This window comes from Xenorhabdus sp. PB62.4, assembly GCF_014467285.1.
GTDB lineage: Bacteria > Pseudomonadota > Gammaproteobacteria > Enterobacterales > Enterobacteriaceae > Xenorhabdus.
In genome coordinates this window covers 242264-265267 of sequence record NZ_NKHR01000001.1, presented here as the reverse complement: position 1 = coordinate 265267, position 23004 = coordinate 242264, and the positions used below count along the sequence as shown (strand labels likewise).

The following is a 23004-nucleotide window of genomic DNA, read 5'->3' as shown; positions in this document are numbered from 1 at the left end:
TCACCCTATTAACAATCACCATATTAAGGGAGCATAGAGTGGCAAAAGCAGCAAAACGGGCATTTGTCTGTAACGAATGTGGCGCGGATTATCCCCGCTGGCAGGGACAATGTACCGCATGCCACGCATGGAATACGATTACGGAAGTGCGGTTAGCCGCAGCTTCCTCTTCCCGCACTGAACGTTTCAGTGGCTATGCCGGAGATGCGGGCATCAGTAAAGTTCAAAAACTTTCAGATATCAGTCTGGAAGAACTTCCCCGTTTCTCAACCGGATTTAAAGAATTTGATCGTGTTCTCGGCGGTGGCGTGGTCCCCGGCAGTGCTATTTTGATTGGTGGTAATCCCGGAGCGGGGAAAAGTACCCTGCTCTTACAAACCATGTGTCAATTATCAACACAGATGAAAACGTTGTATGTAACAGGGGAAGAATCATTACAACAGGTAGCAATGCGGGCACATCGTCTGGGATTGCCGACTGATAAACTGAACATGCTGTCAGAAACCAGCATTGAGCAGATTTGCCTGATCGCAGAACAAGAACAGCCCAAGCTCATGGTAATAGACTCAATTCAGGTTATGCACATGGCAGATATTCAATCTTCACCGGGTAGCGTAGCCCAAGTGAGGGAAACTGCGGCTTACCTGACCCGATTCGCTAAAACCCGTGGCGTTGCCATTATCATGGTTGGACATGTAACAAAAGATGGTTCTTTGGCTGGCCCCAAAGTACTTGAACACTGTATAGACTGTTCCGTTATGCTTGATGGCGAAGCAGATTCTCGTTTTCGTACCCTGCGAAGCCATAAAAACCGTTTTGGAGCCGTCAATGAACTGGGTGTGTTCGCGATGACCGAACAAGGGTTGCGGGAAGTGAACAACCCTTCCGCCATTTTCCTGAGTCGGGGCGATGAGATCACTTCAGGCAGTTCCGTCATGATTGTGTGGGAAGGTACCCGCCCTTTGCTGGTTGAAATTCAGGCGCTGGTAGACCACTCCATGATGTCAAACCCACGTCGAGTCGCAGTAGGGCTTGAGCAAAACAGGCTGGCTATTCTGCTGGCTGTCCTGCATCGGCACGGTGGTTTGCAAATGGCTGATCAGGATGTTTTTGTTAACGTCGTGGGCGGTGTGAAAGTGACGGAAACGAGTGCTGACCTTGCTTTACTGCTCTCTTTAGTGTCCAGTTTCCGTGATCGTCCTTTACCCCGTGATCTCGTGGTATTTGGCGAGGTTGGTCTGGCTGGTGAAATTCGTCCCGTTCCCAGTGGTCAGGAGCGGATTTCAGAGGCAGCCAAGCATGGATTTAAACGTGCAATTGTTCCCCACGCTAATATGCCGAAAAAGTCATTACCAGATATGAAAGTATTCGGTGTCAAAAAACTAGCCGATGCGTTATCAGTTTTAGATGATCTGGATAATTAAACAATCTCTCGTTCATTTTAGATCTAGGTATTTTTCCTAATTATCTATAATATATATTGCCTGCCGTCACATATTAAATAAAGCAGGCAATAAAATTAGCATTCTTTCCTCATCCATTTAAGTTTTTCGTATTTTAATACGAAACCCCAAAATTCAGATTATTCCTAATTAACATAAGCGAAATAACCAAATTTCAGAAGAAATTTTTATTCACTCTATTTAGATAAAAAATCAATTTATTGAAGACTATAGTATTTAACCCCTATACTTTTACTGAATATTGTGGTTTATTGTCCGTAAAAGCATGATGAAATTTGACTGACATACGGTTATATAAATTAATTTATAACGATTAGGAAAGTGACGAGTCCTATTCAATAAAAGTTCCACAATCCGTATTGCCACTGATTTTACGAATTAACTAATAAGTTAGTATTTGATTTTTTAATTTTATACCTATATTTGATTATCCAATTTTAAATACTTACAGTTGTTGAAATAGCAGCGTTTCATCCCAAAGCCTCGATAAACGACTCATTTTGTTTTTACCTTTCACGACGAGCATGCTATTTTGTTTAGTATACTAAACACAAAGGGAGGTTATATGAGACAATTTGACTACTTGAAAGAGGCTATTAAACAAGCTGGTTACACGTTACAGCAAGTTGCTGATGCCAGCGGTATGACAAAAGGCTACCTTAGCCAACTCATTAACGACAAAATAAAGAGTCCCAGCGCACAGAAACTGGCTTCTCTTCATCAATATCTAGGATTGGCGTACCCCATGGAAAAGAAAACGATCGGCGTCGTGTTTGGTAAATTTTACCCGTTACATACGGGACACATTTATCTGATTCAAAGAGCATCCAGTCAGGTTGATGAATTACACGTTGTGCTTTGCTATGACGAAGTGCGTGATCGTGAGCTATTCATCAACAGTTCGATGTCCCAGCAACCAACGGTCAGTGACCGTTTGAGATGGTTACTGCAAACATTCAAATACCAAAAGAATATTCATATTCACGCGTTTGATGAACAGGGCATGGAACCCTATCCAAATGGCTGGGAAACCTGGAGTAAGGGCGTGAAAGCATTCATGTCAGCAAAAGGGATCACGCCTGAATACATCTACTCCAGTGAAGCACAGGATGTTTCCCGTTATAAAGAACATTTCGGCATTGAAACCGTGCTGATCGACCCACAGCGCTCTTTTATGAATATCAGCGGCAGCCAAATTCGTCAGGCCCCTTTCCGCTATTGGGAGTACATTCCTACCGAAGTGAAGCCTTTCTTTGTACGTAAAGTTGCTATTCTTGGCGGTGAATCGAGCGGAAAGTCTACGTTGGTGAACAAACTTGCCAATATGTTTAACACCACCAGCGCATGGGAATATGGGCGAGAATATGTCTTTTCCCATCTGGGAGGCGACGAAATGGCCTTGCAATACTCAGATTACGACAAAATCGCTCTGGGCCATGCTCAATATATTGATTTTTCAGTTAAATATGCTAACAAGGCGGCTTTTATTGACACGGATTTCGTGACAACACAGGCATTTTGCAAACGTTATGAAGGAAAAGAACATCCTTTTGTTCAGGCAATGATTGATGAGTATCGTTTTGATTTAGTTATTCTTTTAGAGAACAACACGCCATGGGTAGCTGATGGCTTAAGAAGTTTAGGCAGTGAGCGGGATCGCAAGGAGTTTCAAGATCTACTTGAAAGTTTATTGAAGAAAAATAATATTGATTATGTTTGTGTCAATTCACCAGACTATGATCAACGTTTTCTACACTGTGTTGAGCTCGTTCAACAAATGTTAATGGAGTAACTAACCTTTATATATAAAATAGATTACACTTATATTATTATCACGATTAATTGATAGCCATTTATTATCCATTGTAACTTTTATTGTCTTATGTTTATTCTGTTTAAGCATTTAATTAAATGTTTACTGTAGTTATTTTTACAATGGTAATAAAATAAATTGTGATAATAATATTTTTTGATACTTTAATTTTACTGTTTTGACTTGAATTACAGAGAAATAAGTCATTTAATGAACAGACCTATTGATTTATTTATATAAAATTTATTAGGCAGCAATAATCCCACAAATATTCTGGGTGTTTTAAACAATAATGGAGGTAATACCAAGATAACATTAAAATATTAATGAAATATAAAATGACTTTTTTCCTTATTATCAAAATGGAATAAAGACAGAAGAATTTATGCTATTTTTATTTAGTTTGGTTTTTGTTTTTAGGCATAATTAATTAACATTCTTGATTTTTTATTCTAAGACTAAGAAATATCTCATTTATTAGATAGTCATTGTAAATAATAATTGACATAAGATGAGCATATCCGTAATGAAGATGTTTCACATATAGACTATTTTTATTCGTACAATACCAGATGGACATAGTGTTATTGCGAAGAAACTTAGACAGCATATGTTAAGGAAAAAGCTTTAATCTTTTAACCTAATTGTGTTGAGAATATGAACTTAAATCAATTTAAATCGATTGAGGTTATCAATATTTCATATGGTTTAACTGATACTACAGTTAATCATGAAATGATTTCAGATATCACATTTTCTATTATACCAGGTGAAATTACTTTGATAACAGGGCCGAGAGCATCGACTAACCGTACGATATTGTCGATTACTTCGGGTATGTTACAACCAGATCAAGGAGATGTATTAATTAATAATAACAAGTTGAAACTAATGGATGATATAGAATTAGGCAAATTTCATGCTGAAAATAGTGGTTTCATTTTCCAAGATTTCAATTTATTCAGTGAACTCACGCTGTTAGATAACTTGTTATTATCAACTTCTTATGGATTATCGCTTCCTCGTGAGCAAGCAGAAAACATCGCACAAAAATCGTTGGATATTGTGAAATTAGGCGATAAAAGCCGTTATTACCCAGGGGAACTGTCTGAAAACGAGAAACAACTGGCTGCAATGGCAAAAGCCATAGCCAGAAGACCGGAATATTTATTTGCCGATGATCCGACACGTAATCTAGATCATCAAGCATTTCAGACGTTCATTAACATCTTTAAGTTTATTGCACATGAACAGAAAGGCACGGTTGTAATCGCTTCACAGGATAGCCGCCTGATACGACATGCAGATAGCATTATCACGTTAGCCAGTGGAAAAGCGATTAAAACGTATGAGTCTATGCTGGATCAGCGTGTTCTAGTGCAGTAGTGAAATAGTTATACCCAATGGTTTTCAAAAGCGGCAACTTGAAAGACGACGGGTATATCAAAACGAGTCATGATTAGTAAAAAACGGCCTGATATCAGGCCGTTTTTTCTATCCAGCTTATTTGCTGATTTTCTTGTACTTAATGCGGTGAGGTTCCAGCGCTTCAGATCCCAGAGTCCGCTTCTTGTAATCTTCGTATTCGCTGAAGTTTCCTTCAAAGAAAGACACCTTACCTTCATCCTGATAGTCAATGATGTGCGTCGCGATACGGTCAAGGAACCAACGGTCATGGGAAATAACCATTGCGCAGCCCGGGAATTCCAACAAGGCGTTTTCCAATGCACGCAGGGTTTCAATATCCAAATCGTTGGTTGGTTCGTCCAGCAGTAACATGTTGCCGCCAACTTGTAGCAACTTGGATAAATGCAGACGACCACGCTCACCACCAGACAACTCACCGACGCGCTTGCCCTGATCTACCCCTTTGAAGTTAAAGCGCCCAACATACGCACGGCTTGGAATTTCAAAGTTGCCGATACGCATGATGTCCTGACCGCCAGAAACTTCTTCCCAAACGGTTTTGCTGTCATCCATGTTGTCACGGAACTGATCAACAGAAGCCAATTTAACGGTTTCACCCAGTGTAATTGAGCCAGAATCCGGCTGCTCCTGATTGGACAACATACGGAACAACGTTGATTTACCCGCGCCGTTCGGCCCGATAATTCCAACAATCGCCCCTTTTGGCAGGGAGAAACTTAAGTTATCGATCAGAACGCGATCACCATAAGATTTCGTTAGATTGGTGACTTCCAGTACCTTGTCACCCAAACGTGGGCCAGGTGGAATAAACAACTCACTGGTTTCATTACGTTTCTGGTATTCAACGTTATTAAGCTCTTCAAAGCGAGCCAGACGTGCCTTGCCTTTTGCCTGACGTCCTTTCGGATTTTGGCGAACCCACTCAAGTTCTTTCTCAATGGATTTGCGGCGAGCCGCTTCTGAAGCAGCTTCCTGTGCCAGACGCGCATCTTTTTGCTCCAGCCACGAAGAGTAGTTACCTTCCCATGGAATACCTTCACCACGGTCAAGTTCCAAGATCCAGCCCGCAACGTTATCAAGGAAGTAACGGTCATGGGTAATCGCAACCACTGTGCCTTCATAATCATGCAGGAAGCGCTCCAGCCACGCGACAGATTCAGCATCAAGGTGGTTAGTAGGTTCGTCGAGCAGCAGCATGTCTGGTTTTTCCAGCAGCAGGCGGCAGATAGCTACACGACGGCGTTCACCCCCGGACAGATGTTCAATCTTGGCATCCCATGCAGGCAAGCGCAGAGCATCAGCCGCTCGCTCAAGTTGGTTATCCAAGTTGTGTCCGTCATGAGATTGGATAATAGCTTCCAGCTCACCTTGCTCTTTTGCCAGCTTATCGAAATCCGCATCAGGATCAGCATAAGCCGCATAAACTTCATCAAGGCGTGTCAGTGCATTTTTAACTTCGCTAACGGCTTCTTCCACTGCTTCACGCACAGTATGCTCAGGATTGAGCTTAGGTTCCTGCGGCAAATACCCAATTTTAATACCAGGTTGTGGGCGAGCTTCGCCCTCAATATCTTTATCAATACCTGCCATGATGCGCAGCAAGGTTGACTTACCCGCACCATTAAGGCCAAGAACACCAATTTTTGCTCCGGGGAAAAAACTTAGAGAGATATTTTTCAGAATATGCCTTTTCGGGGGAACAATCTTACCAACCCTGTGCATACTATAAACATATTGAGCCAATGTATTTTACCTTTTAATTAACCAGGAAATTTTAAGATTCATTTGCGCTTATGCGGCTTGGAGAGCGTATTTTACCCTAAATTTTACGTATCGTGTTGTTACCTAATTAGGGTTAACCCAACATTCCCTTTCGCATTCATCAGTTGTAATAAATCACACCAATAATATGATTATAATTACACTATATTTTGGCAATGCGTTTAGGCATTGTGCATTTGAGCACTGATAGTAGTCTTCCAGAGGGGTATGTGGCAATGAGTAAGTGGCAGCATTTTACAATCGCTGTAAGTATGGTTTCTGTTGTTGCAGGAGCAGCACATGCTGACTCTCTGGATGCTCAGCGCCAACGCTATCAAGAAATAAAACAGGCATGGGATGACAAAAATATGGCTGAGGTTGCACGCCTGATGCCCACGCTGAAAGATTATCCACTATATCCCTATCTTGAATATCGCCAGTTAACTCAGGATTTGGCAATTGCGACTCCCCAGCAAGTTCAGCACTTTATTAATACCCATCCGACGCTGCCACCTGCACATTCACTGGCATCCAAATTTATTGATGTGCTGGCTAACAATGGTGATTGGGCCGGCATTTTAGCCTTCAGCCCCAATCCTCCAAGTTCGATTGCAGGACGCTGCGATTATTACTTCGCCCAATGGGCTACAGGCCACCAGCAAGTTGCATGGAATGGCGCCCAAAAGATTTGGCTGAATGGCAATTCATTGCCTGACAATTGCAATAAGCTGTTCGATGTTTGGGAGCGCGATGGATATCTCTCTGCAAATCTCATCTTGCAGCGTATTGAATTGGCAATGAAAGCAAATAACACCGCTCTCGTTATCTATCTTGCCAAACGCTTGCCATTAGACTATCAGGAATTAGGTTCCCGTTTGATCAAACTGCAACAAGATCCTGCATTGATTGAACAATTTGTCACAACCGTGGCACCGACAGATTTCACCCGTTCGGTTGTCATGACTGTCTTTTCGCGTTTCGCCCGCAAAGATGCTGAGCTTGCCAGAGTTAATATTCCTGCATTTGTTCGTGCACAGAAAATGAATGATACCGAGCGGCAGCAGTTAAAAGATATCGTAGCCTGGCAATTGATGGGAGATATCACGCCAGAACAGGCAAAATGGCGGGATGAGGTTATTCAGAATTCACAATCTGCTAAATTGCTTGAACGACGTGCCCGTTTGGCATTGCGAGATAATAATTATGCTGAGCTTGAGAAATGGCTTTTGTTGTTGCCAAAAACAAGTTTGCAGCAAGATGAGTGGCAATATTGGAGTGCCATGACCCTGCTCAGCCAAGGGATGAATAAGGAAGGAAATGCGATATTGCACAAACTGACTGAGCACCGTGGTTTTTATCCTATGGTAGCTGCCCAGAAATTACATATCTCCTATCCCTTGATGATCAATAAAGCAGAAAGACCTGATGCTTCCATTGCCAATATGCCTGCAATTAAGCGTATCCATGAATTACTGTATTGGAACATGGATGATTTGGCTCGCTCAGAATGGGTTCGCTTGGTTTCATCCCAAAATCGCTTGAAGCAGGAGCAATTAGCACGTTATGCGTTTGAACGGCATTGGCCAGGATTGAGTGTACAAGCCACCATTACGGGGAAAATGTGGGATCATCTTGAAGAACGTTTCCCGCTGGCATGGCAAAACGAATTTGCGAACTTTACGTCAGACAAAAATATTTCACAAAGTTATGCGATGGCGATTGCCCGTCAGGAAAGTGCCTGGAATCCACAAGCGCGTTCTTCTAAAGGAGCCAGTGGATTAATGCAAATCATGCCAAAAACCGCCGAACATACGGTGAAGAGTCAAAAAATTCAAGGCTATGCCAACAGCCGTCAATTAATGAATCCAGCCATGAATATTAAAATTGGCACCGCTTATTTGGACTCGGTTTACCAGCGTTTTGGCAATAACCGTATTCTTGCCAGTGCCGCCTATAATGCTGGCCCGACGAATGTTGATCGTTGGCTGGCGAATACTTCCGGACGCATTGATCCTATAGCCTTTATTGAGAGCATCCCTTTCTCTGAAACACGCGCTTATGTCAAAAATGTGCTTGCCTACGATCTGTTTTATCATAATTTTATGGGAAAAATGTCGAACGTGCTGACTGATGCTGAATGGCAAAAACGTTATTAATTTATGAAGTAATTTAAATATGATATGCTGCCGTACTAGTTAGATAGTATGGCAGTTAATTATGGCACAAAATCATTTGATTGATCCGGCTATTTCCCCGGAAGATGGCGATGACTGGCTCACTTTTGTGGGGTTGTTACAAACAGCATTTGAACAAAATTTGCAACATTCTATTTTACAACTATTATTGACCCCCGATGAGCGTACAGCTTTATCAACCCGGGTTCGGATTATTCAGGAATTGATGCGTGGGCAAATGAGTCAGCGTGAACTAAAAGACGAGCTCAGTGTTGGCATTGCCACCATTACGCGTGGTTCCAACAGCTTAAAAGCAGCGCCAGCCCATGTTAAAGAGTGGCTGGAAACGCAGTTGTTAAAATAACCACTATTAATTTATCAAAATAGCCAGTGTAAGATAACAGGACAAACGTTATTCGGGGTCATCCAGCCATGACCCCAAACAGCTTATTTCTTGGAAAGGCTATGTTTTTGAAAAAGCGATTTCTTAAAAAACCCTGTTCTTGAAAAAGCTACGTTCCTGAAAAAGCGATATTATTGGAAACAGTACTGTTAAATATAACGTACTGTTAAGATTAGTTATTTAACTCTTTGTAAGTTTCATGATGAATAGGTACAAGAGCCAGTATCAGAGCCTGGTGATACACACTGGTGCGAGTCAGAATACCGTTGGTGAAAAAGCCAATTGCACCACCTTTCTGCTTGATATTATCAATGCCTGCTACGTCAGCCATTTCGTGGCCAAGTTCGCGTCCCTCACGAATGCCTTCCAATACTTTTTCAGGCAGCATCAGACTGGCAGAACGCGATTCTCCCCGAATTTGTTTGTGCTCAACCACCATCCAGGCAAACGTCATGTCATCTTCAATTCCAGCTTCAACCCCAACCCAAAAATCAGCTTCAGGCCGAACCTGACGGGCGGCCATAACTCGATGACGGGCACCTGTGCGGGTTTCAGTATTGCCAATAGGTTGTTGAGGTACACTGCTGTCTACATTGACATCTTCTATACGGTAAGTACCTGGGCCAAAAACATCATCGAATGCAAGGCTAATCGCTTTTATTTTCGCAGGGTTAGTTGTTGCTGCAATAACGTGGTACATAATAAATAAATTATCCTTTGAATTATTTCATGATGCAGTATAACGGAAAATAACTATGTTACAGGTCTATCTTGTTCGTCATGGCGAAACCGAATGGAACGTGGCTCGTCGTATTCAGGGGCAATCCGACAGTCCTTTGACTGAAATGGGTCGGCGTCAGGCTCATCTGGTCGCACAGAGAGTCAAATCAGAAAACATTACTCATGTTATCACCAGTGACCTTGGTCGAACACGACAAACCGCAGAAATCATCGCTAAAGCCTGTGGGTGCGACATTATATTGGAACCGCGTTTGCGCGAGTTACATATGGGCGTTCTGGAAAACCGCGAACTGAGTTCCCTCACACCGGAAGAGGAATTCTGGCGTAAAAGTCTTGTCGATGGTACACCAAACGGGCGAATCCCAGAAGGTGAATCGATGAATGAATTATCTGTACGTATGCGGGCTGCATTGGAAAGTTGCCTCAATCTGCCCGCAGGCAGTCGCCCTTTACTGGTGAGTCATGGCATAGCACTGGTTAGTTTAGTCTGTTCAATTTTGGGACTTCCGGCCAATTCAGAACGTCGTCTGAGGCTAAGAAACTGCTCTATCTCACGGGTAGATTATCAGGATAGCCCATGGCTTGCTTCAGGCTGGATTGTTGAAACGGCGGGCGATATTACACATCTGGATATGCCCGCCTTGGATGAATTACAGGGTTAACGCTCAATTGGGATGAGGTACTCAAATTCCACAACATGGTTTTGAGACTCATTCCCAAGATTTTTCCATTCAAGGTTAGTGAGGTAATATCGCTCGACATCGTATCCCTTTCTGCGAGTGATGTTTAATACAGGCAGACAAATGCCATAAACCGTAAAGAGAAACTCTTGTAATTGATCTTTATCACCAAAATAACTGAACGAAATATAATCTCCGCCGGGCAGGATAACCGGGCTACTGCCCTTGGTATCAAAGGTAGCGTATTCAGGCTCTATTGCAGTGGTATAGAAAACTGTCTGTTCTTCCTCATGCTCCGCACTAGGCGTAGTATGGTATAGCCCATAAAGTCTGGGCGGTAATACTTCAGCGTCCTGTAAATAGTTAATCCAAAAATTATCACGCATATTTTTGCAAGCTTCAGACCACTGTTCAAGCATATAGCTACACGTATGCTCAGTACCAATAAGCAGCTTATCTTCCAATGTAACGAATTTGTGTGCCGGCAACGGTTTATTATCCAACAAAATAGGTGGGCATATCCCCTTGGCATACCACTCATCGCTTCGGCGGTAAGATGCTGGCGTTCGATCGAACTGTTTTTTGAAAGCTCTGGTAAAAGTTTGCTGAGAATCAAAGCGATATTGCAAAGCGATATCCAAAATAGGGCGGCTGGTTAAACGTAATGCAACAGCAGCTCTGGACAATCGTCTTGCGCGGATATAGGAGCCAATTGCCTGACCAGTCACATCCTTGAACATACGCTGTAAATGCCACTTGGAGTAACCCGCTTTTGCTGCAACATTATCAAGGGACAATGGACGATCTAGGTTATTATCTACCCAATGCAGCAAATCCCGAATGATGTTGGTTTGATCCATACATATCCCTAAGTCATTAAGACAAAAAGAAAATCATATAAATGTAAAACAACTTACTTATTAGCCTGAAAACCAAAATATTTTTCCGAATGTATATATTCCGTAGTCTTATTTATAAGCAATATTTATATTTCCCCAATGATAACAACATGTTTTTAGGATACTACTTACCTACCGTTCAGGCAGGGTGGTAGCAGTCGTTCTATCTTAGTAAATCAGTTACGAAATTTATTATTACTCAATAGAACAAATCGCAATCAAAATAATAAGAAACTAAACTATATTCTGTTCGGCACGATCGTTGTTACACTTATGTTTCAAATAAATCACCAACAAAATTAAACAAGTTTAGACTTGGAATAAATTAATGGCAGGCTTGATAATATGTCAAGCACTGTCTTAATGGATTAGGTAACACTATGAACTTAAATAAAAAATAAATCGACAATCAATTGACTGGATGTCCTGTTAGCCTCAGCAACTATGGGGAATTTCTAAAAATTATCTCTATTTTAAGAGTATTTCAGAAAGACACGCAGCCAACAGAAGTGGACTAAAAAACCACAATCTGCTCGTTTTGAGTGCATATTCAGCTATAATGCCATGATTTTTTATTACAAGTGCATTCATGGTGAAAATGATTACATTAGAACTATTGATTTACATTATATGTTAATGGTAGATATTTTCACTGCATTTATTTAATTCAAATGGACTAAATATGGTAACAATGAAGAAAATAGTGATAGCGGCTACCTTACTCTTTTCTCCTGTAGTTCTGCATGCTGAAGAGATCGGCTCTGTCGATACCGTATTCAAACTTTTTGGCCCTGATAACAAAATAGTGATAGAGGCCTTTGATGACCCTGATGTTAAAAATGTTACCTGTTATCTGAGCCGAGCTAAAACAGGGGGGATTAAGGGAGGGCTGGGATTGGCCGAAGATACATCTGATGCAGCTATATCCTGTCAACAGGTTGGCCCGATTGAATTGGCAGATAAGATAAAAAAATCGCCCAAGAAAGGACAAGTTGTCTTCCAGAAACGTACTTCTTTAGTATTTAAAAAACTTCAGGTTGTGCGTTTCTATGATCCTACACGTAATTCTCTGATTTATTTAACTTACTCTGACAAAGTGATCGATGGTTCTCCCAAAAATGCAATCAGCGCCGTGCCGATCATGCCGTGGAAAGAATAAGTACTCCACAAATCAAGCAACAGTCAAAAAGAAAAGCCCTGATGCCATAAGACATCGGGGCTTTTTGACAAATACAGCACAATACCTTGGCGGTATTGATTAGTCTTCTAAATCACCGCAGAAACGGTAACCTTCACCGTGGATGGTCGCAATAATTTCCGGGGTATCCGGGATCGATTCGAAATGTTTACGAATACGACGGATAGTAACATCAACAGTCCGATCGTGAGGTTTCAGTTCACGGCCCGTCATTTTTTTCAGCAATTCTGCACGGGTCTGAATTTTTCCTGGATTTTCACAGAAATGAAGCATCGCACGGAATTCACTGCGGGGCAGCTTGTACTGATCTCCCATTGGGCTAACCAGAGAACGACTATTGATATCCAGCGTCCACCCGTTGAACTTGTAACTTTCAATTTGACGACGCACATCATCTGAATAATGACTCAGATTCATTGTTCGAGAAAGCAAGTTCCGGGCACGAATGGTTAATTCACGTGGGTTAAATGGCTTGGTGATATAATCATCAGCACCGATCTCAAGACCAAGAATTTTATCCACTTCATTGTCACGGCCTGTTAAAAACATCAGCGCGACATTTGCCTGCTCACGTAATTCACGAGCAAGAAGTAACCCATTCTTACCTGGCAGATTGATATCCATAATCACTAAATTGATATCGTTATCTGACAGAATGTTGTGCATTTCTGAGCCGTCAGTGGCTTCATAAACGACATACCCTTCAGCTTCAAAAATGCTTTTGAGGGTATTGCGTGTGACAATTTCGTCTTCAACAATCAAAATGTGCGGGGTTTGCATGGTTGCTACCTAAAATCGCTAAAAAACAGAATCTGTATGACATAAGCTGTTATTATTAAAAGAAAATATGCTGATCTTGTTCTGATTCACAGAAAACCAGCTCATGCCCAAAATAAATGTTTTGATATGTTTTACGCTAAAAGCCAGCGTCGCTTTTTTTGGAGGGTACATACCCGAAAAACCCGATTTAAACAAGGCACTATATTAGTCTATTAACAGCAATATAACAGCTAGTAATGCATTTGCCTTCTAAAAAAACTAACTTTTGTTGATACATATCAAAATCAATTGTAGCACGTTAACATTAATTGTAATTGTTAATTTTAATTTAGATCATTTGTTATTAATTTGAATAAAATATGTTAACAATCATCATGAAAACCTGAATGCCAAAAGGGGTTAGTTCGGCTCCTAAGCGTCTAAACACGCATGTTTTTATCATAAAGATAAAACAATTACAAAATATGTTTTTTGTAAAATTAAATGCTAGAAAATAACCAAACCCGCCAGATAATGGTGTGTCCCTTTTGTCATATTTTGAATAATTACAATACGGAAAATGACGTTTTTTTCTGCTTTCGCCATAAAAAATATTTGACATTGACCACAGTTTAATTTAACCAATAGGGGGTCAGACAAATTAAAAGACAGACAGGAAACTATGCGCCATAACAGCCCGAAAAAAATGGTTACGACAAAAACAACCACTACGATTACCACCGGAACCATGAGTTGCGGTGCGGGCTGACGCATATACATAAAACAATAATAAGCCCGTATCCCACAAGATACGGGCTTTTTTTTGGACAAAAATCAGGAGAGGAATGTTAATGCGAGTACTGAAATTTGGGGGCACCTCAGTTGCAAATCACCAGCGTGTACTGAGCGTTGCAAATATCGCCGAGAATGAGTTACTCCTTGGGCAAGTCGCCCTGGTGCTCTCTGCACCGGCAAAGATTACCAACCACCTCGTGGCGATGATCGAAAAAACGGTCGCAGGGCAAGATATTGTTTCCAATATTAGCGATGCAACCCAAATTTTTGCTGATTTGCTGTCGGGATTGAAAGAACAACAAGCAGGATTTGCTTATGAACGTCTGAAAGGTGTCGTGGAACGTGAACTCGCCTATCTGAAACAAGCCCTGCATGGCATTTCCCTGTTGAGGCAGTGCCCTGATAGCATTAACGCATCTCTGATCTGCTGTGGCGAAAAACTATCGATTGCCATCATGGAAGCGGTATTACAGGCCCGTGGTCATAAAGTGACTGTGATTGATCCCGTCAAAAACCTTCTGGCACATGGGCATTATCTTGAATCTACCGTTGATATTCTTGAGTCTTCCAAGAGGATTGCGGAACTTAACATTCCTTCCGACCATATTATCCTGATGGCAGGTTTCACCGCTGGCAATGAAAACGGTGAATTGGTGGTATTGGGGCGCAACGGCTCTGACTATTCAGCCGCAGTGCTGGCGGCATGTTTACGGGCAGACTGCTGCGAAATTTGGACTGACGTAGATGGCGTTTATACTTGCGACCCAAGAGCGGTTGCTGATGCCCGCTTGCTGAAAAGCATGTCATACCAAGAAGCGATGGAACTCTCTTATTTTGGTGCAAAAGTCCTTCATCCCCGTACCATTGCGCCTATCGCCCAATTTCAAATTCCTTGCCTGATCAAAAATACAGCCAATCCTGATGCGAAGGGTACTTTCATTGGCAATAACATTGGCAATGAACACATCAATGGTGATCAAAAAGACGAAAACATGCCGATTAAGGGCATCACCAATCTTGACCACATGGCAATGTTCAACGTTTCCGGCCCCGGTATGAAGGGCATGGTTGGGATGGCGGCAAGGGTCTTTTCCGTTATGTCTCGAAAAGGTATTTCCGTCGTGTTGATCACGCAATCTTCGTCGGAGTACAGCATCAGTTTTTGTGTACCGCAAAAAGAGCTGGAGAAGGCGCAAAAAGCATTAACGGAAGAGTTTTATCTGGAATTGAAAGATGGTGTGCTTGATCCGATTGACGTGATGGATAATCTTGCCATTATCTCTGTGGTTGGAGATGGCATGCGCACTCAGCGGGGCATTTCTGCCCGTTTCTTCTCTGCATTGACACGCGCTAATATCAACATTATTGCTATTGCACAGGGATCTTCTGAGCGTTCTATTTCTGCTGTTATTGAGAATGATGCGGCAACGACTGCTGTCCGGCTCTGTCACCAAATGCTGTTCAACACCGCACAAGTGGTTGAAGTCTTCGTTGTCGGCGTGGGTGGTGTAGGAAATGCGTTGATAGAACAAATCCGCCGCCAGCAAACATGGCTCAAACAAAAACACATTGAACTACGGGTCTGTGGTATCGCTAATTCCCGTGCCTTGTTAACTGACATGCAAGGAATTTGTCTGGATAATTGGCAACAGGCACTATCAGAGGCAACTGAACCTTTCAGTCTGAGCCGATTGATCCGCCTTGAAAAAGAGTACCATTTGCTGAATCCGGTCATTGTGGACTGTACATCCAATCAAGCTATTGCAGAGCAATATGCCAGCTTCCTCAGCGACGGCTTTAACGTTGTCACACCGAATAAAAAAGCCAATACCCTGTCGATGGACTATTACCGCCAAATCCGTCAGGCCGCAGAAAAATCGAAGCGTAAATTCCTGTATGACACCAACGTAGGTGCTGGATTACCTGTTATTGAAAACTTACAGAATCTGCTCAATGCAGGCGATGAATTAGTCCAATTCAACGGCATTCTGTCCGGTTCTCTTTCCTACATCTTCGGTATGCTGGATGAAGGCATGACACTTTCACAAGCTACCCTGTTGGCGAAAGAGAAAGGCTTTACAGAACCAGATCCACGAGACGATCTCTCCGGCATGGATGTTGCCCGCAAGCTGCTGATTCTGGCCCGGGAGGCAGGTTATGAAATGGAGCTGGAAGATATCCATGTTGAACCTGTATTGCCAGCTTCATTCGATTCCAGTGGCAATGTCGATGAGTTCCTGCAACATTTATCGCAGTTGGATCAGGAATTCAGCCAACGTGCGGCAGACGCAGCAGAACAAGGAAAAGTTTTGCGTTATGTTGGCATCATCGAACAAGACCATTGTAAGGTGAAAATTGTCGCCGTTGACGGCAATGATCCACTCTATAAAGTCAAAAATGGTGAAAACGCACTGGCTTTCTATACCCGTTATTATCAACCCATACCGCTGGTGCTGCGCGGTTATGGTGCAGGGAATGATGTAACGGCAGCAGGGGTTTTTGCTGATATATTACGCACTCTGTCATGGAAATTGGGGGTTTAATGGTTGTCAGGGTTTATGCGCCTGCCTCTATCGGGAACGTTGGCGTCGGATTTGATGTGCTCGGCGCAGCGGTTTCTCCCGTTGATGGCTCGTTGCTTGGAGATTGTGTCTCCGTAAGTAAAGCTGAAAGTTTCAGTCTGAATAATAAGGGACGATTTGTCGGCAAACTACCTGCCGATCCAAAACATAATATTGTCTACCAATGCTGGCAGCTTTTTTGTCAACGGTTGGGAAAAGAACTCCCCGTTGCTATGACATTAGAAAAAAACATGCCGATTGGTTCAGGATTAGGTTCCAGTGCCTGTTCTGTGGTCGCCAGTCTGGTGGCCTTGAATGAATATGAAGGCCATCCATTTAGCCGCAACCAATTGCTGGACATGATGGGAGAATTAGAAGGACGCATTTCTGGTGGCGTTCACTACGATAATGTCGCTCCCTGCTATTTGGGGGGATTACAGTTGATATTGTCTCAGGATGAGCCCCTTTGCCAGACAGTGCCTGCGTTTGATAATTGGTTATGGGTAATGGCTTATCCCGGCATCAAAGTTTCCACGTCAGAAGCCAGGGCGATCCTGCCGCAGCATTACTCCCGCAAGGACATCATTGATCACGGCCGTTATTTTGCCGGTTTCATTCATGCCTGCCATACCCAACAATCAGATCTGGCCGCCAGATTGATGAAAGATGTTGTTGCAGAGCCGTATCGCACTCAACTCTTGCCCGGTTTTGCCAACGCACGTGAAGCAGTCCAAAAATTGGGCGCACTGGCATGCAGTATTTCCGGTTCAGGCCCTACACTCTTTGCGATTTGTCATGAAATGGCAGTAGCAGAAGAAGTCGCACAGTGGCTGCAACAACATTACGTACAGAATGATGAAGGTTTTGTCCATATTTGCCGTCTGGATCTCACAGGCGCACGACAGGTAGAGTAACCATGAAATTATATAACTTAAAAGACAGCAGCGAGCAGGTTAGTTTTTCACAGGCGGTAAAACAGGGATTGGGCAAACAACAAGGACTCTTTTTTCCACAGGACTTACCAGAATTCAGCCGTGATGAGATCAACGAATTATTAAAACTAGATTTTATCAGCCGTAGCCAACGAATTCTGGCCGCATTTATTGGTGATGAGATCCCCGCAGAGCAATTGGCCGCCCGGGTTAAAAATTCATTTGCCTTCCTTGCCCCGGTAACAAATGTTGAAGATGATATCGCTTCACTGGAGCTATATCACGGGCCAACACTGGCCTTCAAAGATTTTGGCGGTCGTTTCATGGCACAAATTCTTGCACAAATTGCAGGAGAACAGCCTGTTACTATTTTAACTGCCACATCCGGTGATACCGGTGCTGCCGTTGCCCATGCTTTCTATGGCTTGAATAATGTACAGGTCGTGATCCTTTATCCTGAAGGCAAGATTAGCCCATTACAGGAAAAACTTTTCTGTACACTAGGCAACAATATTCACACGGTTGCCATAAAAAGCGATTTCGACGCTTGTCAGGCATTAGTCAAACAAGCTTTTGATGATGAAGAACTGAAACAGGCCCTGCATCTCAATTCAGCTAACTCCATTAATATCAGCCGATTGTTGGCACAAATCTGTTATTACTTTGAAGCAGTTGCCCAAATCCCTGCGGAGAAGCGTGAACAATTAGTCATTTCCGTGCCAAGCGGCAATTTCGGTAATTTAACCGCAGGGCTGCTGGCAAAATCGTTGGGGCTTCCGGTAAAACGTTTTATCGCGGCAACCAACGTTAATGACACCGTTCCCCGTTATTTAGCGGAAGGGACATGGCAGCCACATCAAACCATTGCAACGCTTTCCAATGCAATGGATGTCAGCCAGCCTAATAACTGGCCACGTATTGAAGAACTGTTCAAGCGTAAAGGCTGGGCACTGAGTGACTTGGCTAACGGTGTGGTAGATGACAAAACCACCCAGAGCACCATGCGCGAACTCGCGGCAAAAGGCTATATTTCCGAGCCGCATGCTGCGGTTGCTTATCGTGTCCTGCGTGATCAGTTGCAGGAAGGAGAATACGGCTTATTCCTGGGTACTGCACATCCGGCGAAATTCAAAGAAAGCGTTGAAGCGACCCTCGGCCAGACATTACCATTGCCACAAGAATTGGCTGAACGTGCGGATATGGATTTGTTATCCCACTTGATGCCTGCTGATTTTTCAATGTTACGTGAATTTTTGATGGAAAGAGCACCGAAATAACACCATTTTTGTCACTCCGACATTAATTGTTGGAGTGACATTAATAAATTCTATAATTTCTTACGGTGCAAATAGGCATCAAGCAGGATTGGAACAAGAGCAATCATCGCAAGTAGTGCGCCAAGAAAAATACCAACAGCAAAAGCCGAAATCAGCATTCCCGCAGATGGTAAAGAAATTTGCCAATCCTCGGCAATCTTCGGTAACACACCCGAGATTAAAAATTCCGAACTTCCCATCGCGAACAAACTTAAACCCAGAAGATAAACCGCAATGGGGATCTTTGACTGCATGACATTTGAAACAGACATAGAAAACTCCAAAGTTGTTAATTGGAGTCAGGTTACAGAACAATATTAAATTAATAAATTGAATATTGTTGTGATGGCATGTTTATTGAAAGCAAAGGAAAATAAATAACAGCTCAGATACAAATTCAACTAATAAGTTTGATACAACCTGTTTTTGATTAAACAGATTAATTAACTGAATGATACGCTTTTAATATCAATAGAAAATGCAAAATATTAAACAAGGTCAAATTGGATAGTTGAAAATGCTGTTGTGAATCTGGCAACTAAAACCTGAACGTTACATCAATTGTTCAAATAAATTCCAAAAAACAACAGCATAATATAGGAATAATTAATAGGAGTAATTAGTTCTGCTCTGGACGCTTAAATACCAACTCATTCCCTTTAGAAAGGGATTCATCAAACGCGTATCCTTCCAGATTGAACTCCACCAGCCGAGCCGGATCAGTCAATTGATTCTGAATAATAAAGCGGCTCATCAATCCACGGGCTTTTTTGGCATAGAAACTAATAACTTTGTACTTGCCATTTTTTTCATCCAGAAAAACGGGCTTGATAATCCTGGCTGCCAGCTTTTTAGTATTGACCGATTTGAAGTATTCATCTGATGCCAGATTGACCAAAATTTCATCACCTTGCTGTTCCAATGCTGCATTCAAATTGTCAGTAATACGATCACCCCAAAACTGATACAGATCTTTACCACGCGGATTTTCCAATTTAATGCCCATTTCCAAGCGATAAGGCTGCATCAAGTCGAGAGGACGCAAAACACCATACAAACCGGACAAAATTCTCAAATGCGTTTGGGCAAATTCAAAATCATTCGCTGAGAAAGTTTCGGCCTGCATACCGGTATAGACATCACCTTTAAACGCTAAAATTGCCTGACGGGCATTTTCTGGTGTGAAATTTGGCTGCCACTCACCAAAACGGGCAGCATTCAGGCCCGCCAATTTATCACTAATGCTCATCAAACTGCCGATTTGCGCAGGGGTTAAAATGCGGCAAACCTCAATCAATTGCCGAGATTCTCCCAATAATTCCGGCTGACTGTATTTTTCTGTTGTAAGCGGGCTTGCATAATCGAGTGTTTTTGCAGGTGAAATGGTAATAAGCATCATTTTTTTCCTAATAATCCAGACCTTCTCCACTTTAGCAAAAAAGAACGGAAAGAGGAGAATCTCAGCGATAGGATTTTCCTACCTTACAGCCACGCTTGACCATGTTATTATCACGGGATGGCGAGGCAATGTTGCCAACGATTTTACGTATAACGATGAGATATTAAACATGACCGATAAACTGACTTCCCTGCGTGAGCTGACCACAGTAGTAGCAGATACCGGGGATATCGCGGCTATGAAACTGTATCAGCCGCAAGATGCGACCACCAACCCTTCCCTGATTTTGAATGCAGCTCAAATCCCAGAATATCGCCAACTGATTGATGAAGCCGTTGAATGGGCGCGTGGTCAAAGCGATTCCCGTGAACAGCAAATTATCGATGCCGGCGACAAATTGGCAGTTAACATTGGTCTGGAAATTCTGAAACTGATCCCAGGTCGTATTTCTACTGAAGTTGACGCTCGTCTATCTTATGATACCGAAGCAAGCGTAGCGAAAGCAAAACGCCTGATCAAACTGTACAACGAAGCAGGCATCAGTAATGACCGCATCCTGATCAAACTGGCTTCCACATGGCAGGGCATCCGTGCTGCGGAACAATTGGAAAAAGAAGGTATCAACTGTAACCTGACCTTACTGTTCTCCTTTGCCCAAGCGCGTGCTTGTGCAGAAGCCGGTGTCTACCTGATTTCTCCATTCGTTGGCCGTATCCTTGACTGGTACAAAGCAAATGGAGACAAGAAAGAATTCGCACCACACGAAGATCCGGGTGTGATTTCTGTTTCTGAAATTTACCAATACTATAAAGAGCACGGTTATAACACAGTTGTAATGGGTGCAAGTTTCCGTAACTCTGGTGAAATTCTGGAACTGGCTGGCTGCGACCGTCTGACCATCTCCCCTGCATTACTGAAAGAACTGTCTGAAGCAGAAGGTGAAGTTGAGCGCAAGCTAGGTTATGAAGGCGAAATTAAAGCACGCCCGGAACCATTGACTGAAGCTGAGTTCTACTGGAACCACCATCAAGATGCAATGGCAACTGAAAAACTGGCGGAAGGTATCCGTAAGTTTGCCGTAGACCAAGGCAAACTTGAGAGCATGATCGCTGATCTGCTGTAATCTCAAACGAGACGCTATTTTTTCTTATACCAAGGCGACATAATGAGTCGCCTTTTGTTTTTCATTTCATCAACAACATCTTCTCTATTTTTATCGTTAATTGAGGTTCGTATGAACGTATTACGCATTGGTCTCGTGTCCGTTTCCGATCGGGCTTCCAATGGTATTTATCAGGACAAAGGACTGCCCGCACTGGAAACATGGCTGGCAAAGGCGATTACCACACCTTTTAGCGTAGAAACCCGCCTTATTCCTGATGAGCAAATCCTGATTGAGCAAACATTGTGTGAATTGGTCGATGAGCTGGGATGCCATCTGGTACTGACCACCGGGGGAACAGGGCCAGCACGCCGCGATGTCACACCAGATGCAACACTCGCAATTGCTGATCGTGAAATGCCCGGATTTGGTGAACAGATGCGTCAAATCAGTCTTCAATTCGTTCCAACAGCCATTCTGTCCCGTCAGGTAGGCGTAATCCGTAATCAGGCGTTAATTCTTAATCTCCCCGGACAACCCAAAGCCATCGCAGAAACGCTGGAAGGATTGAAAGACGAAAATGGTAAGGTATTAGTAGCAGGAATTTTTGCCAGCGTTCCCTATTGTATCCAACTGCTGGACGGTCCTTATGTGGAAACGGATGAAACCGTTGTGACTGCTTTCAGACCAAAAAGTGCACGCCGTTGATATTTTATTACAAGAGTTTCATCACAAAAATGGAGTATACCTATCCGGTAGATTTCAAATTGTAATGTAATCAGGCCAGTCATCGGCCTGATTACACTGATTTTAAGGTTTAACTTCAATATTCATTCCAGCATCTTTCCAGCCAGAGAATCCTTTATTAAAGCGACGGGCGCGAATACCTTTAGCACGCAATAATTCAAGAGCATTAGCAGAAAGAACACAGTAAGGGCCCCGGCAATATGCAACAAGATCTTGATTGGAAGAAATCTCGTCTAAGCGGTTTTCCAGCTCCTCTACAGGGATATTGATGGCATCCGGCAAATGACCTTGTTCAAATTCCTCTTTTGGCCTGACATCCAGTAATATCGTGCTGTTTTCCTTAATTCTGTCCAGCAACTCATCCCATGAAATTATTTCCTGGTTGTTTGAATCATCAATCAATCTGCGCATTTCTTTGCGGTTAAATTCGGCATATTGCTGGAGTACCGAAATAACTTCCATAATGGGCCCTTCGCTCTGGCGATAAAGCACATGCTTTCCTGATTTACGAGACTGAAGTAATCCTGCACGTTTGAGCTGCTGGAGATGCTGCGAAGTATTAGCAATTGACAAACCGGAAAGCTCTGATAGCTTTTCCACAGGGTGTTCAGTGTTAACCAAACATTCAAGCAGTGTCAACCGATGAAGATTTCCTAGCACCTTGGCAATTTCTGCAATCTCGACAATAAGTTGTTTATCAAACATTGACTTTACACTTCCACCATTATTACACTCAAGGCATTAATTGAATGTAATGGTATCAGAGTTTCTGTGCCATTTCGAGTACCTGCTGATTGATTGACTATTATGGATAACCACAATTCGGAGGAGCG

At 42.7% G+C, this 23004-nt stretch carries 19 protein-coding genes and 1 other annotated feature; of the genes, 12 read left to right on the top strand and 7 right to left on the bottom strand.

Annotated elements, in window-relative coordinates; all coding sequences use genetic code 11:
- The first annotated feature begins 38 nt into the window (after positions 1-38).
- The 3 genes from radA to Xenpb_RS01095 all read left to right on the top strand — a co-directional run bounded on the left by radA (position 39) and on the right by Xenpb_RS01095 (position 4662).
- Positions 39-1424, top strand: a complete 1386-nt coding sequence (gene radA / locus Xenpb_RS01105) for a DNA repair protein RadA (RefSeq protein ID WP_187652703.1) — start codon at positions 39-41, stop codon at positions 1422-1424.
- Between the two features lie 604 nt (positions 1425-2028).
- On the top strand, positions 2029-3255 hold the full coding sequence (nadR, locus tag Xenpb_RS01100) for a multifunctional transcriptional regulator/nicotinamide-nucleotide adenylyltransferase/ribosylnicotinamide kinase NadR (RefSeq protein WP_187652702.1): 1227 nt from the start codon (positions 2029-2031) through the stop codon (positions 3253-3255).
- Between the two features lie 678 nt (positions 3256-3933).
- Positions 3934-4662 carry an ATP-binding cassette domain-containing protein gene (locus tag Xenpb_RS01095; RefSeq protein WP_187652701.1) on the top strand — a complete coding sequence of 243 codons (729 nt, stop codon included), beginning with the start codon at positions 3934-3936 and terminating at the stop codon, positions 4660-4662.
- A gap of 117 nt (positions 4663-4779) precedes the next feature.
- Here the strand turns inward: Xenpb_RS01095 and ettA are convergent, their stop codons facing one another.
- On the bottom strand, positions 4780-6447 hold the full coding sequence (gene ettA / locus Xenpb_RS01090; protein ID WP_187652700.1) for an energy-dependent translational throttle protein EttA: 1668 nt from the start codon (positions 6445-6447) through the stop codon (positions 4780-4782).
- Between the two features lie 254 nt (positions 6448-6701).
- Here ettA and sltY point away from each other — a divergent pair, with 254 nt between their 5' ends.
- Complete coding sequence (gene sltY, locus Xenpb_RS01085) at positions 6702-8621, top strand: murein transglycosylase (protein ID WP_187652699.1); 1920 nt, start codon at positions 6702-6704, stop codon at positions 8619-8621.
- A gap of 61 nt (positions 8622-8682) precedes the next feature.
- Complete coding sequence (gene trpR / locus Xenpb_RS01080; protein WP_187652698.1) at positions 8683-9003, top strand: trp operon repressor; 321 nt, start codon at positions 8683-8685, stop codon at positions 9001-9003.
- Between the two features lie 211 nt (positions 9004-9214).
- Here the strand turns inward: trpR and yjjX are convergent, their stop codons facing one another.
- The gene (gene yjjX, locus Xenpb_RS01075; RefSeq protein WP_187652697.1) at positions 9215-9742 is read right to left on the bottom strand and encodes an inosine/xanthosine triphosphatase; all 528 of its coding nucleotides are present in this window, start codon (positions 9740-9742) and stop codon (positions 9215-9217) included.
- 55 nt (positions 9743-9797) lie between these two features.
- On the opposite strand from yjjX, the gene gpmB reads away from it, so the two are divergent.
- On the top strand, positions 9798-10445 hold the full coding sequence (gene gpmB / locus Xenpb_RS01070) for a 2,3-diphosphoglycerate-dependent phosphoglycerate mutase GpmB (RefSeq protein ID WP_187652696.1): 648 nt from the start codon (positions 9798-9800) through the stop codon (positions 10443-10445).
- Here gpmB and robA read toward each other — a convergent pair.
- The gene (gene robA / locus Xenpb_RS01065) at positions 10442-11323 is read right to left on the bottom strand and encodes an MDR efflux pump AcrAB transcriptional activator RobA (RefSeq protein ID WP_187652695.1); all 882 of its coding nucleotides are present in this window, start codon (positions 11321-11323) and stop codon (positions 10442-10444) included. The two genes, gpmB and robA, sit on opposite strands and share 4 nt — an antisense overlap.
- 721 nt (positions 11324-12044) lie before the next feature.
- Between robA and creA the strand changes: the two genes are divergently transcribed.
- The gene (gene creA, locus Xenpb_RS01060) at positions 12045-12521 is read left to right on the top strand and encodes a protein CreA (RefSeq protein ID WP_187652694.1); all 477 of its coding nucleotides are present in this window, start codon (positions 12045-12047) and stop codon (positions 12519-12521) included.
- Positions 12522-12620: 99 nt separating this feature from the next.
- Here the strand turns inward: creA and arcA are convergent, their stop codons facing one another.
- Positions 12621-13340 carry a two-component system response regulator ArcA gene (gene arcA / locus Xenpb_RS01055; protein WP_099115120.1) on the bottom strand — a complete coding sequence of 240 codons (720 nt, stop codon included), beginning with the start codon at positions 13338-13340 and terminating at the stop codon, positions 12621-12623.
- 685 nt (positions 13341-14025) lie between these two features.
- Positions 14026-14145, top strand: a sequence feature (Thr leader region).
- 25 nt (positions 14146-14170) lie between these two features.
- On the opposite strand from arcA, the gene thrA reads away from it, so the two are divergent.
- From thrA to thrC, 3 genes are read left to right on the top strand one after another with little or no spacing between them, the layout of a single operon-like run.
- A complete protein-coding gene (thrA, locus tag Xenpb_RS01050; protein ID WP_187652693.1) occupies positions 14171-16657 on the top strand; it encodes a bifunctional aspartate kinase/homoserine dehydrogenase I in 2487 nt (828 codons plus the stop codon).
- Positions 16639-17589, top strand: coding sequence for a homoserine kinase (thrB, locus tag Xenpb_RS01045; RefSeq protein ID WP_187652692.1), 951 nt, complete (start codon positions 16639-16641; stop codon positions 17587-17589). Before thrA ends, thrB begins: the two co-directional genes overlap by 19 nt.
- A gap of 2 nt (positions 17590-17591) precedes the next feature.
- Positions 17592-18884: a threonine synthase gene (thrC, locus tag Xenpb_RS01040; RefSeq protein WP_187652691.1), complete on the top strand. Its 1293-nt coding sequence runs from the start codon at positions 17592-17594 to the stop codon at positions 18882-18884.
- Between the two features lie 50 nt (positions 18885-18934).
- Here the strand turns inward: thrC and Xenpb_RS01035 are convergent, their stop codons facing one another.
- The gene (locus Xenpb_RS01035; protein WP_187652690.1) at positions 18935-19195 is read right to left on the bottom strand and encodes an MFS transporter; all 261 of its coding nucleotides are present in this window, start codon (positions 19193-19195) and stop codon (positions 18935-18937) included.
- A 347-nt stretch (positions 19196-19542) separates the two neighbouring features.
- Positions 19543-20319: a peroxide stress protein YaaA gene (gene yaaA / locus Xenpb_RS01030; protein ID WP_187652842.1), complete on the bottom strand. Its 777-nt coding sequence runs from the start codon at positions 20317-20319 to the stop codon at positions 19543-19545.
- 172 nt (positions 20320-20491) lie between these two features.
- Here yaaA and tal point away from each other — a divergent pair, with 172 nt between their 5' ends.
- Both tal and mog read left to right on the top strand, forming a co-directional pair.
- Positions 20492-21445 (top strand): transaldolase, encoded by a 954-nt coding sequence (gene tal, locus Xenpb_RS01025; protein ID WP_187652841.1) that lies wholly within the window; start codon positions 20492-20494, stop codon positions 21443-21445.
- A 111-nt stretch (positions 21446-21556) separates the two neighbouring features.
- On the top strand, positions 21557-22132 hold the full coding sequence (mog, locus tag Xenpb_RS01020; protein ID WP_099115111.1) for a molybdopterin adenylyltransferase: 576 nt from the start codon (positions 21557-21559) through the stop codon (positions 22130-22132).
- Between the two features lie 102 nt (positions 22133-22234).
- Here the strand turns inward: mog and Xenpb_RS01015 are convergent, their stop codons facing one another.
- Positions 22235-22876, bottom strand: coding sequence for a metalloregulator ArsR/SmtB family transcription factor (locus Xenpb_RS01015; RefSeq protein ID WP_187652689.1), 642 nt, complete (start codon positions 22874-22876; stop codon positions 22235-22237).
- Between the last annotated feature and the right edge of the window lie 128 nt (positions 22877-23004).

Excerpts from the sequence above, each read along its gene's own strand:
- arcA (WP_099115120.1), bottom strand. The coding sequence starts at position 13,340 with ATGCAAACCCCGCACATTTTGATTGTTGAAGACGAAATTGTCACACGC.
- trpR (WP_187652698.1), top strand. The coding sequence starts at position 8,683 with ATGGCACAAAATCATTTGATTGATCCGGCTATTTCCCCGGAAGATGGC.
- nadR (WP_187652702.1), top strand. The coding sequence starts at position 2,029 with ATGAGACAATTTGACTACTTGAAAGAGGCTATTAAACAAGCTGGTTAC.
- creA (WP_187652694.1), top strand. The coding sequence starts at position 12,045 with ATGGTAACAATGAAGAAAATAGTGATAGCGGCTACCTTACTCTTTTCT.
- Xenpb_RS01095 (WP_187652701.1), top strand. The coding sequence starts at position 3,934 with ATGAACTTAAATCAATTTAAATCGATTGAGGTTATCAATATTTCATAT.
- Xenpb_RS01015 (WP_187652689.1), bottom strand. The coding sequence starts at position 22,876 with ATGTTTGATAAACAACTTATTGTCGAGATTGCAGAAATTGCCAAGGTG.
- Xenpb_RS01035 (WP_187652690.1), bottom strand. The coding sequence starts at position 19,195 with ATGTCTGTTTCAAATGTCATGCAGTCAAAGATCCCCATTGCGGTTTAT.
- robA (WP_187652695.1), bottom strand. The coding sequence starts at position 11,323 with ATGGATCAAACCAACATCATTCGGGATTTGCTGCATTGGGTAGATAAT.
- mog (WP_099115111.1), top strand. The coding sequence starts at position 21,557 with ATGAACGTATTACGCATTGGTCTCGTGTCCGTTTCCGATCGGGCTTCC.
- tal (WP_187652841.1), top strand. The coding sequence starts at position 20,492 with ATGACCGATAAACTGACTTCCCTGCGTGAGCTGACCACAGTAGTAGCA.
- thrB (WP_187652692.1), top strand. The coding sequence starts at position 16,639 with ATGGAAATTGGGGGTTTAATGGTTGTCAGGGTTTATGCGCCTGCCTCT.
- yaaA (WP_187652842.1), bottom strand. The coding sequence starts at position 20,319 with ATGCTTATTACCATTTCACCTGCAAAAACACTCGATTATGCAAGCCCG.
- thrC (WP_187652691.1), top strand. The coding sequence starts at position 17,592 with ATGAAATTATATAACTTAAAAGACAGCAGCGAGCAGGTTAGTTTTTCA.
- yjjX (WP_187652697.1), bottom strand. The coding sequence starts at position 9,742 with ATGTACCACGTTATTGCAGCAACAACTAACCCTGCGAAAATAAAAGCG.
- gpmB (WP_187652696.1), top strand. The coding sequence starts at position 9,798 with ATGTTACAGGTCTATCTTGTTCGTCATGGCGAAACCGAATGGAACGTG.
- sltY (WP_187652699.1), top strand. The coding sequence starts at position 6,702 with ATGAGTAAGTGGCAGCATTTTACAATCGCTGTAAGTATGGTTTCTGTT.
- thrA (WP_187652693.1), top strand. The coding sequence starts at position 14,171 with ATGCGAGTACTGAAATTTGGGGGCACCTCAGTTGCAAATCACCAGCGT.